Origin of the sequence: Pseudomonas sp. EL_65y_Pfl2_R95 (assembly GCF_963971045.1) — a bacterium.
Classification (GTDB): domain Bacteria; phylum Pseudomonadota; class Gammaproteobacteria; order Pseudomonadales; family Pseudomonadaceae; genus Aquipseudomonas.
Map to the genome: position 1 here is coordinate 347,879 of NZ_CAXAOV010000002.1, position 16,375 is coordinate 364,253.

Annotated in this window: 14 protein-coding genes; 6 read left to right on the forward strand and 8 right to left on the reverse strand. The window is 54.8% G+C overall.

Features of this window, described 5'->3' with window-relative positions; genetic code table 11:
- Positions 1–47: 47 nt before the first annotated feature.
- Positions 48–2,003: a DEAD/DEAH box helicase gene (locus AACY09_RS09445; protein ID WP_339487484.1), complete on the forward strand. Its 1,956-nt coding sequence runs from the start codon at positions 48–50 to the stop codon at positions 2,001–2,003.
- 7 nt (positions 2,004–2,010) lie between these two features.
- On the opposite strand, the gene stpA is transcribed toward AACY09_RS09445, so the two are convergent.
- Positions 2,011–3,285: a glucosylglycerol 3-phosphatase gene (stpA, locus tag AACY09_RS09450; RefSeq protein WP_339487485.1), complete on the reverse strand. Its 1,275-nt coding sequence runs from the start codon at positions 3,283–3,285 to the stop codon at positions 2,011–2,013.
- 137 nt (positions 3,286–3,422) lie between these two features.
- Between stpA and AACY09_RS09455 the strand changes: the two genes are divergently transcribed.
- Positions 3,423–4,031, forward strand: coding sequence for a hypothetical protein (locus AACY09_RS09455; RefSeq protein WP_339487486.1), 609 nt, complete (start codon positions 3,423–3,425; stop codon positions 4,029–4,031).
- A gap of 45 nt (positions 4,032–4,076) precedes the next feature.
- Here AACY09_RS09455 and AACY09_RS09460 read toward each other — a convergent pair whose 3' ends face one another.
- Positions 4,077–4,625, reverse strand: coding sequence for a sugar ABC transporter ATPase (locus AACY09_RS09460; protein WP_339487487.1), 549 nt, complete (start codon positions 4,623–4,625; stop codon positions 4,077–4,079).
- Positions 4,626–4,751: 126 nt separating this feature from the next.
- Here AACY09_RS09460 and xseA point away from each other — a divergent pair, with 126 nt between their 5' ends.
- From xseA to leuA, 4 genes are all read left to right on the forward strand, one after another.
- A complete protein-coding gene (gene xseA, locus AACY09_RS09465) occupies positions 4,752–6,131 on the forward strand; it encodes an exodeoxyribonuclease VII large subunit (RefSeq protein WP_339487488.1) in 1,380 nt (459 codons plus the stop codon).
- A 108-nt stretch (positions 6,132–6,239) separates the two neighbouring features.
- On the forward strand, positions 6,240–7,082 hold the full coding sequence (locus tag AACY09_RS09470) for a peptidoglycan DD-metalloendopeptidase family protein (RefSeq protein WP_339487489.1): 843 nt from the start codon (positions 6,240–6,242) through the stop codon (positions 7,080–7,082).
- 78 nt (positions 7,083–7,160) lie between these two features.
- Positions 7,161–8,417, forward strand: a complete 1,257-nt coding sequence (locus AACY09_RS09475) for a mechanosensitive ion channel family protein (protein ID WP_339487490.1) — start codon at positions 7,161–7,163, stop codon at positions 8,415–8,417.
- A gap of 330 nt (positions 8,418–8,747) precedes the next feature.
- Positions 8,748–10,415 (forward strand): 2-isopropylmalate synthase, encoded by a 1,668-nt coding sequence (leuA, locus tag AACY09_RS09480; RefSeq protein WP_339487491.1) that lies wholly within the window; start codon positions 8,748–8,750, stop codon positions 10,413–10,415.
- Between the two features lie 62 nt (positions 10,416–10,477).
- Here the strand turns inward: leuA and AACY09_RS09485 are convergent, their stop codons facing one another.
- From AACY09_RS09485 to AACY09_RS09510, 6 genes are all read right to left on the reverse strand, one after another.
- Positions 10,478–10,930: a hypothetical protein gene (locus AACY09_RS09485; protein ID WP_339487492.1), complete on the reverse strand. Its 453-nt coding sequence runs from the start codon at positions 10,928–10,930 to the stop codon at positions 10,478–10,480.
- Positions 10,931–10,944: 14 nt separating this feature from the next.
- Positions 10,945–11,736, reverse strand: coding sequence for an amidohydrolase (locus tag AACY09_RS09490; protein WP_339487493.1), 792 nt, complete (start codon positions 11,734–11,736; stop codon positions 10,945–10,947).
- Complete coding sequence (locus AACY09_RS09495; RefSeq protein WP_339487494.1) at positions 11,724–12,872, reverse strand: pyridoxal phosphate-dependent aminotransferase; 1,149 nt, start codon at positions 12,870–12,872, stop codon at positions 11,724–11,726. The genes AACY09_RS09490 and AACY09_RS09495 overlap by 13 nt, the downstream gene beginning before the upstream one ends.
- Before the next feature lie 118 nt (positions 12,873–12,990).
- Positions 12,991–14,463, reverse strand: coding sequence for a ribosome biogenesis GTPase Der (gene der / locus AACY09_RS09500; protein WP_339487495.1), 1,473 nt, complete (start codon positions 14,461–14,463; stop codon positions 12,991–12,993).
- 107 nt (positions 14,464–14,570) lie between these two features.
- Positions 14,571–15,722 (reverse strand): outer membrane protein assembly factor BamB, encoded by a 1,152-nt coding sequence (gene bamB / locus AACY09_RS09505; protein WP_339487496.1) that lies wholly within the window; start codon positions 15,720–15,722, stop codon positions 14,571–14,573.
- On the reverse strand, positions 15,715–16,359 hold the full coding sequence (locus AACY09_RS09510) for a tetratricopeptide repeat protein (protein WP_339487497.1): 645 nt from the start codon (positions 16,357–16,359) through the stop codon (positions 15,715–15,717). The genes bamB and AACY09_RS09510 overlap by 8 nt, the downstream gene beginning before the upstream one ends.
- Positions 16,360–16,375: the final 16 nt, after the last annotated feature.

Here is a 16,375-nt window from a genome sequence, read left to right on the forward strand (position 1 = left end):
CCCTTATCATTCAGCGCTGTATAGGATCCGATCGCTGGAAACGTTGAATGCTGTCCACTGTTAAACGCTACAAACTACTGTTATCCGGGGCGCTGAGCCGTTATTTCCCCCGCACCAGTGCCTATTTACGCGCAGAAGATGGCCAACTGCTCCGCCACCCTTCAGCCGTCGCACGCCAAAAACCTCAGACTAAAACTGCAACCCAAGCGCGCAAAGCTGCCGCTAATCCAGCGCGCAAACCGGCCAGCAATCGACCGAAGAAAACCATCGAAGGTATTTATGGCCCGACTCCGATGGCAATTGCCGAGCAGCACATTCAAGCCATGCGCGAGTTGGTCAATAAAGCAGCCAGCGCTGGTGTAGTTAGCCAACCGTCTGCCGAGCAGTGGGCAATGATTCTCAGCGACGCCCCCCTCACCCGCGTATTTGCCGGTGCGGGCTCGGGCAAATCGACCACTTTGCTGCTGCGGGTGGTGTTTATGCTGTGTCACTTGCAGGTCAAGCCCGAGCAGCTCACGGTGATCTCATTCACCAGCGCCTCGTGCGAGCAACTGCGCAAGCAACTGCTAAACCTGCTGAGTTTCTGGCAATACCCCTTCGACCAGACTCAAGCGCGCCAATGCGTGCGTACCTTCCACTCAGCAATGGGCACGCTGGCCACAGAACTGTTGGGCAAGCCAAGCTGGTTCGAGCAACTCAACGAGAAATCCGCCAATCCCAATGAGCTGGATAACCCACTGACTGCCTCTCGGTTGGGTGCAGCTCAGCAGCGCCTACTGAAGCAAGCCTATCAAAGCTGCTACAGCGCCGAGCCCGAGTTTCGCCAGCAGGTTCACCAACTGCTTAATCTGCCGGCGCCCGCAGCGCCAGGCGACAACGCAAAAGCAAAATCCGCAGGCAAAGCGCCGCTGGACGGTTTCAAACTCAATGGCGAGTTCAATCCCGCGCCGCTGTTTGAGGTCTTTTATGCACAAACCAATTTTATCCAAAGCATCGGCATCCGCATCGCGCAGTTGGACCCAAGCAAACTGCAATGCAGCGCCAGCGAGCGCCTGTTCATTCAGGCACTGGTGGCATTCAATGGTTATTTTGAAGCGACGTTAAAGGAACACAGCCTGCTGACCTTCAACCTCGCGTTCGAGCAGCTTACTCAACGTTTCAACAGCGATAGCGCTGCCTCCACGCACGCTGCACTGCAGCCCTTTACCCACTTGATGATCGACGAATTCCAAGACATCTCACCGCAGATTGTTGAGTGGCTGCAGGCAGTCCAACGCTCACTGGCCAAGCAAAAACAACCCGTCAGCCTGATGGCCATCGGTGATGACTGGCAGTCAATCTATGCGTGGCGCGGCAGTTCGCCAGAGCTTTTTATGAATTTCGATAAACACTTCCCAAGCAAGGGCAAAGCCAATAAAAGCAGGGTCTTGTTGATGACCACCAATTACCGCTCGATTGAGCCCATCATCCGCGATGGCGAGCAGGTGTTAAGTGGCGTCAACCTCAAGCAGAGCAAAACCAGCCGTGCATCCCGTGAGACACAGCCCTTTGAGCACGGGGTGAAGGTCATCAGCCGTTTTGATCTGAACAAACGCATGCCTGAACTAATCAAGCAAATCAGCGAACAATGCCGCTATGCAGCCGAGCAAGATAAACCCGAAAAAACGGCCGTTCTATTACTGAGCAGGGCTAACCACAGCCTGCAAACCATTCAGGCTCAACTCGACAAAAAACTGCCCGTCAAAAGCTACACCATCCACCGCGCCAAGGGCCTGCAAGCGCAAGTTGCGATTATTCTCGACGATTGCAAAGCAACTGAAAGCCACCCACTGCGCAATGCGCTCTATGCGTACTCGGGTTACTTTGTGAACAGCTACGACCAAACCATGCGTGACGAAAGCTTACGCCTCGGTTACGTGGCCATAACACGCGGGGTGAGCCGCGTTTTCTGGTACACGCAAAAAATCCAAGGTGCCACCGGGCTATTGGCGGCAAAGGTATAGGGCACTGTTAGCGAGGGTTCCCTATCCGCTCCGCCAGCGCGCAGAAGAACTCGACGTACTGCTGATGACCACCGCTAAAAATCAGGTCCAGGCGTAACGGGTCGGCGGCATCGGTAATCCCTGTTAACGCGGCCCAAGGCTCAAGCGCCGGTTCAGCTTTTCGCCGCTGCAAGAACGTGGCATCAACACCGGGGCGGCGTACTTCTCCTGCGCTGCTGTCGATGTAGATCAGCTTATTGTCCTGCTCAAACAACTCACCCAAGGCTTGAATCAACTGCAAAAAACCACGATCACTGCCACCGCGCAATACCTCACCCGAGCCTTGTTGCACATGTGAGCTAAGGGTATCGCCGACGCCGACAATGCGCGGCATAAATTGTGGATCAAACTTATCGCTCGCCAGCTTGAGCAGTTCTGCCTGGGTATGAGGTGCTTGACGCGGATTGAAATCCGCGCCCAATGGATAGGCTCCGGTTTGGCCAAAGTAGTAGTGATTAAGTAGCACCAGCAAGCCTACTTCTTTGATTGCGCCGCTGAGCATAAATTGAAAATCGGTGGTGCCGGCATTGTTCTCATCAGCGAGTTTGAGGCGCTCGTGGCCGTGCTCATCGCGACCTGAATTTGGTGCAAGGTGAGTAAAGAAACTGGCATCCAATGCTCGGTCGGCTGCCTGCAGATGCAGAGCCGCCATAAACTCAGCGACATCCTGCTGCAAACGGCAATAGATGCTCGGACTAGCCTTAAATTGCTGATAAAACACATTGAGATTTAGGGTGGGCGAAACCCGGTTGTCCAGCACCGCGGAAGACACTAGCGTGCTGAGCAAGGGTTCATCAATCTCATAGGGCGCAGCGGCCAGTCTGCGACGCAAGAAAGTCTCAGCTTGTGCCGGTACCTCTAACAGGAACTGCAACTCGGCGTCACTCACGCCGGGATGTGAAACTTCAGCATAACGGTCCTGCAACTGCACACCGCCTGCCGCCAAACCAGGTAAATACAGGCCCTGCTCACGCGCATGGCTGGGGTCAACCAAAGCATTTTCAATAAGGCTATTCACACCGCGCCGACCAATGTGCTCACCATTGGTAAGCACATAAAAACGTCCTGCAAGGCGTGCAGCCGCTGCAATATAACGACGCTCAATCACGCGAGTCAGCGGATCACGGACCAGCCCCATGCAGACGCCATCTAGATCTTGAATGATCAGCAGGCGCTCGGTTGCAACCAATGAATCGAGAAGATCGGTGGAGTCGAGGGAGTACCCTGTTAGATAATCAGCCATAGCGTTATCTTACGTGCTGGGAAAGCCTGCGCCAAACCAACGCGCTATTTGCCGGATTGACCCGCAATTTTCAACCCCGATTCCGGGATTTCAACTAGCTTTAGTGACAACGCGTAATTGGCACAATGGAGCGTCCAATGTTTAAGTTTCTGAAAACCACGGCCCTGGGTGGGGTGCTGTTCATTTTACCGCTGGTGCTGGTCATCGTGTTGATCCAAAAAGCCGTGCACCTGTTGCGTGGCCCGATCAGTAAAATGCTGCCGGTTTTCGATCACCACAGCGTGGCGGGTATCACTGCATTATCCTTTGCGGCACTGTTTGCATTGCTGCTGCTGTGCTTTCTCGCGGGCTTGCTGGCCAAAACCAGTGCAGCAAAACGCGTGCGTAACTCAATTGAGGACAAACTGCTCGATAATGTGCCGGGCTATCGCCTGCTTAAAGACACCATGGCGCGCATGGCTGGGGTGGAAGAGGAAAGCAATACCCAGGTTGGTTTGTACCTGGATGGCGATATTGTGCAGTTCTGTTTGATTGTCGAAAGCGGCCGCGACTGGTCCTCGATATTCCTGCCGGACGGTGGCTCGGCTGGCCTGACTGCTGGCGCCGTACAAATCGTTCCTTCTGCCCATGTACATCTGACCGAATTGACTTGGCTGGAGGTCATCAAATGCCTCAAGCGCAATGGTCATGGCAGCCTGACGCTGGCCGAGCCCTGGCTGCCAAAAACCGAGCAAGCGACAATCTAATGCCAGGCTGCACAGCGCTTAATCTGACTGTGCAGCGCCACCTGCCTAAAGATCGACCCGCACCACTGCCACCTCATAGCCCAAACGCTCAGCGAACTCAGCAACAAAGCTCTGTTTGAAAATTGCATCCGCCCAGTTGTTGAAAATAAACCCAAGGTTGGAAAAGCCGCAGGGCTGCAGATAAAGAAAACCGTTGATGTCATCTTCATGACGACATTCAGGGCAAATAAAGTTATCGGTGTGCCCGGGCATCCAGCCCTCAAGGCTGTCGAAGAGTGCCTCGCCAATTTCCTGCCGACACTCAGGGCAACCGGCTTCTTCTTTGAAGTCTTTTTGTGGGGTAAAAATACAGCGCCGGGTGACAATCTCCAAACCGTTGACCGGCTGGCCGAAAGGCAGCAACTCCGGTTGCTCCACGACTCGACTCGCACCGGCAGCAATACCGTAGGCCATCTTTTGGAAGGTGCGCCCGCAGGTGGTTAATTGCTGCTCAATAATCTTCTGCTGCACCAACCACCGCACAATCAGGCGCGCCCGCCCCTCGTGGCCGGGGAAGCTGGATATTTGCGGGACTATGATGGCTTGATCATTCATCTGACGAGCTCTGCTGAGGTTATCTTTAAGTAAAAGCCGCGCAGCTTAATCGCGCCAGCCTCTGGGTCAAGACAATCTATTTATGCCGCGCTATGGCGCAGACGTTAAAGCCTTTATCATGCGCCCATGATTAAAGATCCGTTTCAGCGTTTGGGCCTTGACCGTGAGGTGCTGAGCGTCAGCCAGCTGAATAACCGCGCGCGTCTGTTGCTTGAGGACGTATTTGGCGGCATTTGGGTTGAGGGTGAAATCTCCAACTTGGCCAAGCCTGCCTCGGGCCACGTCTACTTTACCCTTAAAGACCGTCAGGCTCAGGTGCGCTGCGCGTTGTTTCGCCAAAGTGCGGCGCGGGTTCGCCAAGAACTGCGTGATGGCTTGGCGGTAAAAGTACGCGGCAAGGTGTCACTGTTTGAGGGCCGTGGTGACTACCAGTTAATTCTCGACACCGTAGAGCCAGCCGGTGACGGCGCGTTACGCGCAGCATTCGACGCCCTCAAGGAAAAACTCAGCGCTGAAGGTTTATTTGCAGCAGAGCGCAAAGTCGCTCTGCCTAGCCACCCAAAACGGATCGGCATTATCAGCTCCCCCACTGGCGCGGTAATTCGCGACATTATCAGCGTGTTCCGCCGTCGTGCGCCGCAGGTCGAATTGGTACTGATTCCAACCGCCGTTCAAGGTCGTGAAGCCACGGGGCAAATCGTCCGCGCCTTGCAGCTTGCCGATAAGCGAGGGTTCGACGCGCTGATCCTGGCCCGTGGCGGCGGCTCACTGGAAGACCTTTGGTGCTTTAACGAAGAGGTTGTGGCGCGAGCGATTGATGCTTGCATCACGCCGCTGGTCAGCGCAGTTGGCCATGAAACAGACGTGTCGATCAGTGATTTTGTTGCCGATGTTCGTGCGCCAACCCCCTCCGCCGCTGCCGAATTACTCGCCCCGGACAGCTCAGAACTGGTGCAACGCCTGAGCAACCTGCATCGGCGTTTAGTGCTACGCCTGCAAAGCCGCTTGGAGCGTGAACGCCTACGTCTCGAGAGCGTCAGCCGCCGCCTGCGTCACCCGGGTGAGCGTTTACGTCAACAAGCGCAACAACTGGACGACCTGGACATGCGCATGCAGCGCGCATTTCAGCAGCAGTTCAACAGCCGCAAAGATCGTCTCGCGTATCTCGATAAACGCCTCATCACCCAACACCCCGGGCGCAACCTGCAACTTCTCCGGCAACGCCTCGATAGCTTTGCTGAGCGTCTACCCCGAGCGATTAACGATGCGCTTAAACAGCGTCGTTTTCAGCTGCAAAGCCAGATGAAAACCCTCAACGCCGTCAGCCCGCTGGAAACGCTGGGGCGCGGCTACAGTATCTTGCTCGATGAACATAACCGCGTGATCAGCAAAGCCGCCGACACCCAGCCCGGCCAACGCTTGAAAGCGAAACTTGGCGAAGGTGAACTGGCCATCCGCGTCGAGGACAACCACATCGCGCCAACCACTTTGTCGCTGCTGGATTAAGCATCCGTCTTGCTGGGCTTGCGACAGGTATGGAATAACACTCCGCCCTTCACAGCAGCCAAGCTTTAATGCAAGCATTGCCGCTGTATTCACTGGATTGAGTTTTTTATGTCTCGCCTGCGTTTTGTTTTGTTTTTGTGCATAGCCTTTGCCGCGTTGCCGGCCAATGCTGAAGGCTTTATCACGCGCCTGCTCAACCAGCCAGTGCCTGGCGGGGTTGCTGTGGTTGATTTGGGCAATGGCGCCAATGCACCACGCGCTAGCTATCGCGATAAACCGGTGCTGGTGGTGCATGAGGACCAACAACGCTGGATCGCAATTGTTGGCATCGCGTTGACCACCAAAGCCGGTACTGAAAGCCTGCAAGTCAGCAGTGACGCCGGTGATAAAACCCTGACATTCAAGGTCAATGCGAAGAAGTACAAAGAACAGCGCATCACCATCAAGAACACTCAGCAGGTCAATCCCAACGCGGCCAACCTCAAGCGTATTAACCGCGAACTGGCTGAACAGAATGCCGCATACGATCAATTCAGCCCCCGCCAGCCTAGTAACTTGCTGTTTGACCGTCCTGTCAGCGGCCCGCTTTCAAGCCCGTTCGGCCTGCGCCGTTTCTTTAATGGCGAGGAGCGCAACCCGCACTCAGGGCTCGACTTTGCCGCCCGCAGCGGCACGCCGATCAAGGCACCTGCGGCCGGTAAAGTGCTGCTCACCGGCAACCTGTTCTTTAATGGCAACACCGTGTTTATCGATCATGGCCAAGGCTTGATCAGTATGTTTTGTCACCTCTCGGTGATCGGCGTAAAAGTCGGTGATGAAGTGCCGCGTGGCGGGGTTATCGGCAAGGTCGGGGCAACCGGCCGAGCTACAGGACCGCATTTGCACTGGAATGTCAGTCTTAACGCCAACCGGGTTGATCCGGCGATTTTCATTGGCGCATTCAAACCTTGAGTAACAGTAAACCCCTGCACGCGTCTTGGGGCTTTGGTAAGGTGCTCCGGCTTTTAATCAAGGAAGCTGGAGTTTTTTATGCAACAAGAGCTAGCCAACGGGCTGGAATGGCTGCAGCAACACCCCGACCTTTACACACCGATTGCCCTCCTGGCATTGGTATTTGTTGCTGCGGTTTGCAACTGGCTAGTTAAGCGCGTACTGATCCGCGGCATGCACGCAGCTGCATCGAATACCCGGCTGTGGCGCGAATCGAATATCAAAGAAAGTGGTGTAATCAAGCGCCTGTCGAATATTGTTCCTGCGCTTATTATGTCGAATGGCATACGCGTGATTGAAGGCATGCCAGAAACCCTGGTGACTATTGTTACCAACGTTTGCAGTGCCTTTATTGTGTTGACCATGGCCCTTGCGATTAACGCCGTGCTCGACATCATCAATACCCTGTACCAGCGCCGACCTGATGCGCACCTGCGTCCGATCAAGGGCTACCTGCAGGTCGTGCAAATCATTATTTCCTTGATTGCACTGATTCTGATTGTCGCCGCATTGATCGACCGCTCACCGGTGATTCTCTTGTCGGGTTTGGGCGCCATGGCGGCCGTGCTGATGCTGATCTTTCAGGACACCATCCTGTCACTGGTGGCCAGCATTCAGATCTCATCCAACGATATCGTCCGTGTGGGTGACTGGATCGAGATGCCGCAGCTCAACGCCGATGGCGACGTTATCGATATCGCATTGCACATGGTTAAGGTGCAGAACTGGGATAAAACCATCACCAGCATTCCGACCCGGCGCTTTATTACCGACCCGTTCAAGAACTGGCGTGGCATGCAGGAGTGCGGTGGTCGGCGGATCAAACGTAGCCTCTACCTCGATCAGTCGAGCATTCACTTTCTCAGCAGCGAACAGCTTGAACGCTTGCAGCAAATGACCCTGCTGAGTCAGTACCTGAGCGATAAAACCGCAGAAGTCAGTAAGTGGAACAAAGAACTGGCAGGTAGCGCAGAGGTTCAGGCCAATACCCGACGCTTGACCAATATCGGTACATTGCGCGCCTACATTGAGAATTACCTCAAGCATCATCAAGATATCCATCAGCAGATGACCCAACTGGTCCGCCAACTGGCGCCTACTGCTGAAGGACTTCCGATTGAGATCTATTGCTTTACCACGACCATATCCTGGGGCCGATACGAGAGCATTCAGTCGGATATCTTTGATCACATGCTGGCAATTCTGCCGGAGTTTGGCCTGCGGGTTTATCAACACCCGAGTGGCGCAGATATGCGCGAACTGCGCCAGCAGTTCCCGTTCAGCCAAGCAGACTGAACGGGCTGAAGAGCCCTTGGTTAGGTGCAATATCCGACCGAGGGCAACACCACGCAATATTTAAATAACAATCCACCAAAACGCGCAATTAATTCGCGACTTATCTTCTACAGAAACCAAAATCACCAATTTTTCACGCATGCTTGCCAGCTTTAACCTAGGGCAGTAGTGTAGACCCATGAATACTTCTCACACCCTGTTTCTTCAGCGGCAACACGCCAATCTTTGCCTGGTAAGCCAGCGACTGCGTAGCTAATACCGCTTCGCCTCGCCCGCCCTACCCATTGATTTCACCTGCACCTGTCAGGTCGCCGCTTCCAAGGATTTATCATGAGCATGCTTAAAGACCCATCACGTAAATACCGTGCGTTCACGCCGATTAATTTGCCTGACCGCACTTGGCCGTCAAAGACCATTACCGAAGTGCCGATCTGGTGCAGCTCTGACCTGCGTGATGGCAATCAGTCGCTGATCGAACCGATGGATGCCGAGAAGAAGATGCGGTTCTTCAAGACCCTCGTTCAGGTTGGGGTCAAGCAGATTGAAGTGGGCTTTCCTTCGGCCTCGCAGACTGACTTTGACTTCGTGCGTACCTTGATCACTGATGGGCATATCCCTGACGACACCACTATTCAAGTGTTGACCCAGGCCCGAGAAGACTTGATCACCCGCACCTTTGAATCACTCAAGGGCGCCAAGAAAGCCATCGTTCACGTGTATAACGCGACTGCGCCATCGTTTCGCCGCATCGTGTTTAACCTCGACAAGGCAGGCGTTGTGGATATCGCCACCAACGCCGCCAAAGTCATCAAGCGCCTGGCTGATGAGCAGCCTGATACACAGTGGACTTTCCAATACTCGCCTGAAATCTTCTCCTCAACCGAGCTGGATTTCGCCGTCGAAGTCTGCGACGCAGTGCTGGATGTCTGGCAGCCCACCCCAGACAACAAAGTCATCCTCAACTTGCCGACCACCGTTGAAGTGGCGACGCCAAACGTCTATGCCGACCAGATTGAATGGTTTGGCCGCAACATCAGCCGTCGCGACAGTGTGTTGATCAGCTTGCACACCCATAACGACCGTGGCACGGGTGTTGCTGCCAGTGAGTTGGGCTTGATGGCGGGCGCTGACCGGGTTGAAGGTTGCTTGTTCGGTAACGGCGAACGTACCGGTAACGTCGACTTGGTCAACCTCGCTTTGAACCTCTACACCCAAGGCATTCACCCGGGCTTGGACTTCTCCGACATTGATGCCGTGCGCAAAGTGGTCGAAGAATGTAACCAACTGCCGGTTCACCCTCGTCACCCTTACGTTGGCGATCTGGTGCATACCGCGTTCTCTGGCTCGCACCAAGATGCTATCCGCAAGGGCCTGACCCAACAAAAAGCCGATGCTATCTGGGAAGTGCCTTACTTGCCGATTGACCCGGCTGACATTGGCCGCAGCTATGAAGCAGTGATTCGCGTCAACAGCCAGTCTGGCAAAGGCGGTATCACCTTCTTGCTCGAACAGGAATACGGTGTTTGCTTGCCACGACGCATGCAGATCGAATTCAGCCAGGTCGTACAGAAGGAAACCGATCGTCTGGGCCTTGAGATGACGGCCGAGCAGATTTACAGCCTGTTCAAAAACGAGTTCCTCCAAGCCGCATCGCCTTATTCACTCAAGAGCCACCGCTTGCAGGAAGAAAACGGCACCAGCGCGGTAGACGTCGAAGTGATCAGTGGCGGCGAAAGCAAACACTGGAGTGGTATCGGCAAAGGCCCATTAGAAGCCTTGGTTGCGGGCCTGCCATTTGATGTCGAAATCATGGATTACTCGGAACACGCGATTGGCGCAGGTACTAACGCCAAAGCAGCTGCTTACATTGAGCTGCGCGTAAATGGCGGTCGTGCGTTGCACGGCGCAGGCATCGACGAGAACCTGACGACTGCGAGTTTCCGCGCCCTGTTTAGCGCCCTGAACCGAGCGCTGATTCAGGAACAAGAAGCAGCCTGATCAGCCTCACGCTGTAACCAACAACCCCGCCAAATAGCGGGGTTGTTTGTATCTGGAAAGCCTTAAAACAGGCTCAAGAAAAACGCCAGCTCCATGATTGCCGCCAACATGGCCAACAACAGCAGCAAGCAAATACCCACAGTGCGCCAGTTTGAATAAAACCCCTTGGCGTGTAGCTGGGCTGAGCCGGCAAAGCTCAACTTGGCATACATCAGCATGGCCAACGCCTCCGGCACTACCAGCAACTGCCTCCCGTACGCCTCAGGCAACAGCGCGGCTAAAGCAAAGGTCGCAGCAAACAGGCTGATCGCAATAGCCCAAAGCCTGAATAACTCATTGGCGCGCCCCAGCACGCTAAGGTTGTGATGGCACAGGAAGGCACCGGCCAGCGAGGTGCCCAATAGCGTGGCGATGACAATGGCTGTGACTGAATACAACCTGGCCTCAGCGACCTCAAGGGTGCCCGCGCGATGCGGTGTATGTCGTGAATTGCTGGCGGTCGCGAGGGCATCCATGGCAGTCCTTTACCTCATATAAGCGTGAAACCATCCGCGTCGCGGTCAGCCGGGAAACGCTGACGATACTCCGCCAGGTCAATGCCTTTTAGAGTGGCGCACTGAACCCCTGTTACGTCCTTGCAATCAAGTGTTACATCACCTTGGAAGTCAATAACCTTGGAATCCCCACTGTAGGCATGGCCCTTGCCATCGCTGCCGGTACGGTTAACCGCTGCGACATAGCACAAGTTTTCAATCGCCCGCGCGGGCAACAAACGGTTCCAATGGTTGCGCCGCGCGGCTGGCCAGTTTGCGGTGTAGAGCAGTAAGTCGGTTTCTGCAGAATCACGGCTCCATACCGGGAAGCGCAGGTCGTAACAGATCAACGGCCGAATATTCCAACCGTTAAGATTAAACAACGCCTGCTGTTCCCCAGCAGCAAAGTACTTATGCTCCCCGGCCATACGGAATAAATGACGCTTGTCGTAATGGGCAACAGAACCATCAGGACGCGCCCAGATCAAGCGATTGCGATAAGTGCCATCGGCAGCCTGGATGATCAGGCTACCCGTCACCACAGCATTCATACGCGAAGCCTGCGCGATCATCCACTGACTAGTTGGACCCTCTTCAGGTTCTGCCAGCTTGGCTGACTCCATGGAGAATCCAGTGCTGAACATCTCCGGCAGTACAACCAGATCAGCCCCCTTCACTGATTCCAGCAACTGCTCGAAGTGCTCACGGTTGGCAGCGGGGTCTTGCCAAGCCAAGTCGCTTTGGACCAGAGCAATATTGAGGTCTGGCAATGTGCTTAGATCGCGCATAACTTCTCCGCAGCTTGACGCAAAGTATCTTCGCGCTTGGCAAAACAGAACCTGACCAAGCGCAAATCCTTCGGTGCCTGTTGATAAAAAACCGACACAGGAATAGTTGCCACTCCGTGCTCACGCGTCAGCCACTCCGACATCGCCACATCATCAAGGTCTTCACGAATGGCCGAGTAATCCGCCAACTGAAAGTAAGTACCCGGGGTTGGGCTAAATTTGAATCGCGAGTCTTTGAGCAAGTCACAGAACAAATCCCGCTTTGCTTGATAAAAACCCGGTAACTCTTCGATGTGCTGGGGTTGCTCAGCCATAAAATCCGCCAAAGCCCATTGCAGTGGAGTGACGCCACAGAAGCTGACATATTGGTGGACCTTGCGCAGCTCAGCGGTCAGCGCCGGCGGTGCAATTACATAGCCCGTTTTCCACCCCGTCACGTGATAGGTCTTGCCGAAGGAGCTGACCACGAATGCACGCTGATACAGCTCTTCATGAGACAAGACGCTGGTGTGGGCAACGCCGTCGAACACCAGATGCTCATAAACTTCATCGCTGATCAGGTAAATATCACGATCGCGAATCAGCGCGGCCAGTTGATCCAGCTCACCCCTACTGATAAGGGCGCCACTGGGGTTGTGCGGGCTGTTGATAATGATCAGGCGGGTTTTATCACTCAGCGCATCGGTGAAGCCCTGCCAATCGATGGCGAAATCCGGCAAGGCCAAGGGCACATGGATACAGCGCCCGCCCGCCAGTTCGACTGAAGGCTCATAGCTGTCATAGCTCGGATCAAAGACTATTACTTCATCACCGGGGTGGATCAATGCCTGAATCGCGCAGAAGATCCCCTGTGTGGCGCCAGGTGTGATGGTCACTTCGGTGTCAGCATTCACTGTGCTGCCATAGCAACGCGCAATCTTGGCCGCGACCTGTTCACGTAAGGCCGGCAAACCGGTCATGGCGGTGTATTGGTTGTGCCCTGCGGCAATATGTCGACCGACCGCATCACGCAGCGCCGGCGGGCCATCGAAGTCAGGAAAACCCTGCGACAGGTTCAGCGCACCGGTTTCCATGGCGAGTTGGGACATGCGGGTAAAGATAGTGGTACCAACGTTTGGCAATTTGCTGATGATCATCACAGATTCCTGCTGCACACGCCTGACTTGGCGATTTATAACTGCAGGATAACGGATCATCCGGACATGAAAAAGCCGCCTCAGGAGCGGCTTTTTCAACACCAACAAAATAGCCGGTCTAGCGTTTGTCTTTGCGCTTCTTCTCAGCTTTTTTATGGTGACTCATCAAGCGACGCTTCTTGTTCACCTGACGATCCGTGAGGGTGTTTTTATTGCCCTCGTACGGGTTCTCACCGCCTTTGTACTCAATGCGGATTGGCGTACCAACCAACTTCAACACTCGACGATAGGTGTTTTCGAGGTAGCGCGAATAGGCACGCGGTACCGACTCAACCTGGTTACCGTGGATGACGATCAACGGCGGGTTAGCCCCACCCAAGTGCGCGTAACGCAGCTTGATCCGGCGACCGTTAACCAGCGGCGGTTGGTGTTCACGCACCGCATCTTCAAGGATCTGAGTCAGGCGGTTGGTTGGCCAGCGGGTAATTGCCGACTGGAACGACGCCTGCACCGACTTGTACAGATGGCCAACACCAGTGCCGTGCAATGCCGAGATAAAGTGAATGTCGGCGAAGTCAACGAAGAACAAGCGACGTTGCAACTCTGTTTTCACATAGTCGCGCTCGCTTGGCTCCATGCCGTCCCATTTGTTCAGTGCTATCACCAGCGCGCGGCCGCTTTCAAGCACAAATCCGAGCAAGTTCAGGTCGTGATCGACCACCCCTTCACGCGCATCCATAACGAACACGACGACGTTGGAGTCTTGAATCGCCTGCAGAGTTTTAACCACCGAAAACTTCTCGACAGCCTCGAAAATCTTGCCGCGGCGACGTACACCGGCGGTGTCGATCAGCGTGTACTTCTCATCATCACGTTCGAATGGGATGTAGATACTGTCACGCGTAGTGCCCGCCTGGTCATAAACGATGACCCGGTCTTCACCGAGCATGCGGTTAACCAGTGTCGACTTACCCACGTTAGGTCGACCGATAATCGCCAGCTTGATGCCGTCTTTCTCGCTCGGGCCAGGGATGCGTTTAGCTTCTTCGCCTTCGGCAACCTCTTCTGCTTCTTCGCCTTCTTCCAGCTCGCCAGCATCTTTAGGGAAGCGGGAAAGTACAGCTTCAAGCATCTGCGAAATGCCACGCCCATGGGCGCCGGCAATGGCCAGGGACTCGCCCATACCCATCGAGGAAAATTCGGCACGGGCCAGGTCTGGGTCGAGGTTATCGACCTTGTTGATGATCAGGTGGCTGTCCTTGTTGCGCTTACGCAGGTGCTCGCCAATCATCTGATCAGAGGCAGACAAACCAGCCCGCGCATCGACCAGGAACAACACCACATCAGCTTCTTCGATAGCCTGCAGCGACTGCTCAGCCATCTTTGCGTCAATACCTTCCTCGTCGCCGGAAATACCACCGGTGTCGACGACAATATAGGTGCGTCCCTGCCACTTGGCCTCGCCATACTGACGATCACGGGTTAGACCCGACAGGTCACCAACGATGGCATCGCGGGTCCTGGTCAAGCGGTTAAATAGCGTGGACTTACCGACGTTCGGTCGGCCCACCAGGGCAATTACGGGAACCATTAGGCTCTCCACTTCGTTATTTCAGAAAATACAAAGGCCGCTGCACAAGCAGCGGCCGGAATTTGCAGCAGGCTTAAACGCTATAAAGCAGCTTAGCCAAGCCTCAACTATTTGATGGTGTAAGCGACCAATTTGCCGCTATTACCAAAGGCGTACAGCCAGTCACCATCAACCAGTGGGCGTGCCCGCAAGCCATCACTGTCAACATGCTCACGGCCGACAAAGCGTCCGTCAACCTGGCTGATCAAGTGCAGGTAACCTTCAAAATCACCAAAGGCGATATAGCTGGAAAATACTTCCGGAGCCGACAACTGGCGACGAGCCAGTGCGTCATTGCTCCACAGTGCCGATGAAGAACGCTCATCGATCCCTTCAACAGTGCCGTTGGCCAAGCAGACATACACCGTGCCGAAGCCCTGCGCTACACCCACTGAGCTTGAGGCTTCACGCTGCCAAAGCACGCGACCTGACTCAAGATCCAAAGAGGCAACACGACCTTGATAGCTGACGACATAGAGTTTGCCGCCGGAGAGCAGCAAGCCACCGTCGATATCAACCACACGGTCCAGCTCAGAACGACCTTGTGGAACAGCCACTCGCTGCTCCCACACTGGGATACCGCGCTGTGCGTCAAGGGCAATCACTTTACCGCTGGATAACGCAGCAACGGCCAGCTTGTTAGTAAGCAACGGCGCGCTTGTGCCGCGCAACGTCAGAACGGCAGGAGTGTTATCGAAACTCCAGCGCTGATTACCGGTATCGGCGTCAAAGGCTACCAAACGGTCATCCTGGGTTTGTACCAGCACGATATCACCATTGGTCGCAGGCGCGGCCAACACTTCACTGTTGACACGAGCACGCCATTTTTCTTCGCCGTTGGTAGAGTCCAGCGCGATGATTTCGCCTTTCTCAGTGCCCAGCAAAACCAAACCGTAACCCGCGCCTACTGCGCCCGAGACAGGCAGTTCGAGGTCGTCTTTCCAGATAACATCGCCCGTCATACGGTCCATTGCGATGACCACACCGGTCACGTCAGCAGCAATGATTTTTTCGCCTTCGATCGCCGGCTGAAGCATGTTGAACGTTTCGCCTTGGCCATCGCCAATCGAACGATCCCACTGCTCATCGAGCTCAACTTCTGCAGTGAAGTCAGGCAACTCTGCTGGCGGCAGTTCCTTCTTGCTGTTGCTACTGCAACCAACGGCCAGTAAGGCCAGGCTCAGTAGTGCGATATTCTTCCACCGAATCACGTCACGCATCCCCTTTCGCTAGGTCATCCAGCTTGATTTGCAAGCCACCAACCGCTGCATCTTCAGACAGTGCAGACTTGGCTTTCTCATAGGCAGCGTGAGCATCATCGGCACGACCCAACTTAACCAGCAAGTCACCTTTAAGCTCTTCACGGCTCGCCAGAAATGCTTTGTCTGCATCGCCATCCAGCAGTTTCAAAGCGTCTTCAGTCTTATCTTGGGCAGCCAGCACACGGGCCAGGCGCTGACGCGCCAACTCTTCCAGAGTGTCATCCGCGGGCTTATCAACCACTGATTGCAGTTGAGTGGCCGCATCTTTCAGCTCACCCGCTTCAACTGCGACCTTAGCTACAAAGAGGCTGCCGTACTGAGCGTAATAGGTGCCACCGTACTCACTGCTCAGTTTACCTGCCAATTCAGCGACTTTACCGGTATCCGGCTTACCACTTGGATCAAGGGCAGTTTCCAGCAATTGCTGGTAAAGCATTGAGGCGCCTTGCGACTGATTGGCTTGATACTTCTGCCAGCCCTGCCAGCCCAGCACGGCGATCAACGCCAACGCACAGCCCGCCATCAGCGGCTTGCCATTGTGCTGCCACCAGTCCTTGATTACCGCTAATTCTTCTTCGTCGTTACGCGAAACCACCCCAATACTCCTTATC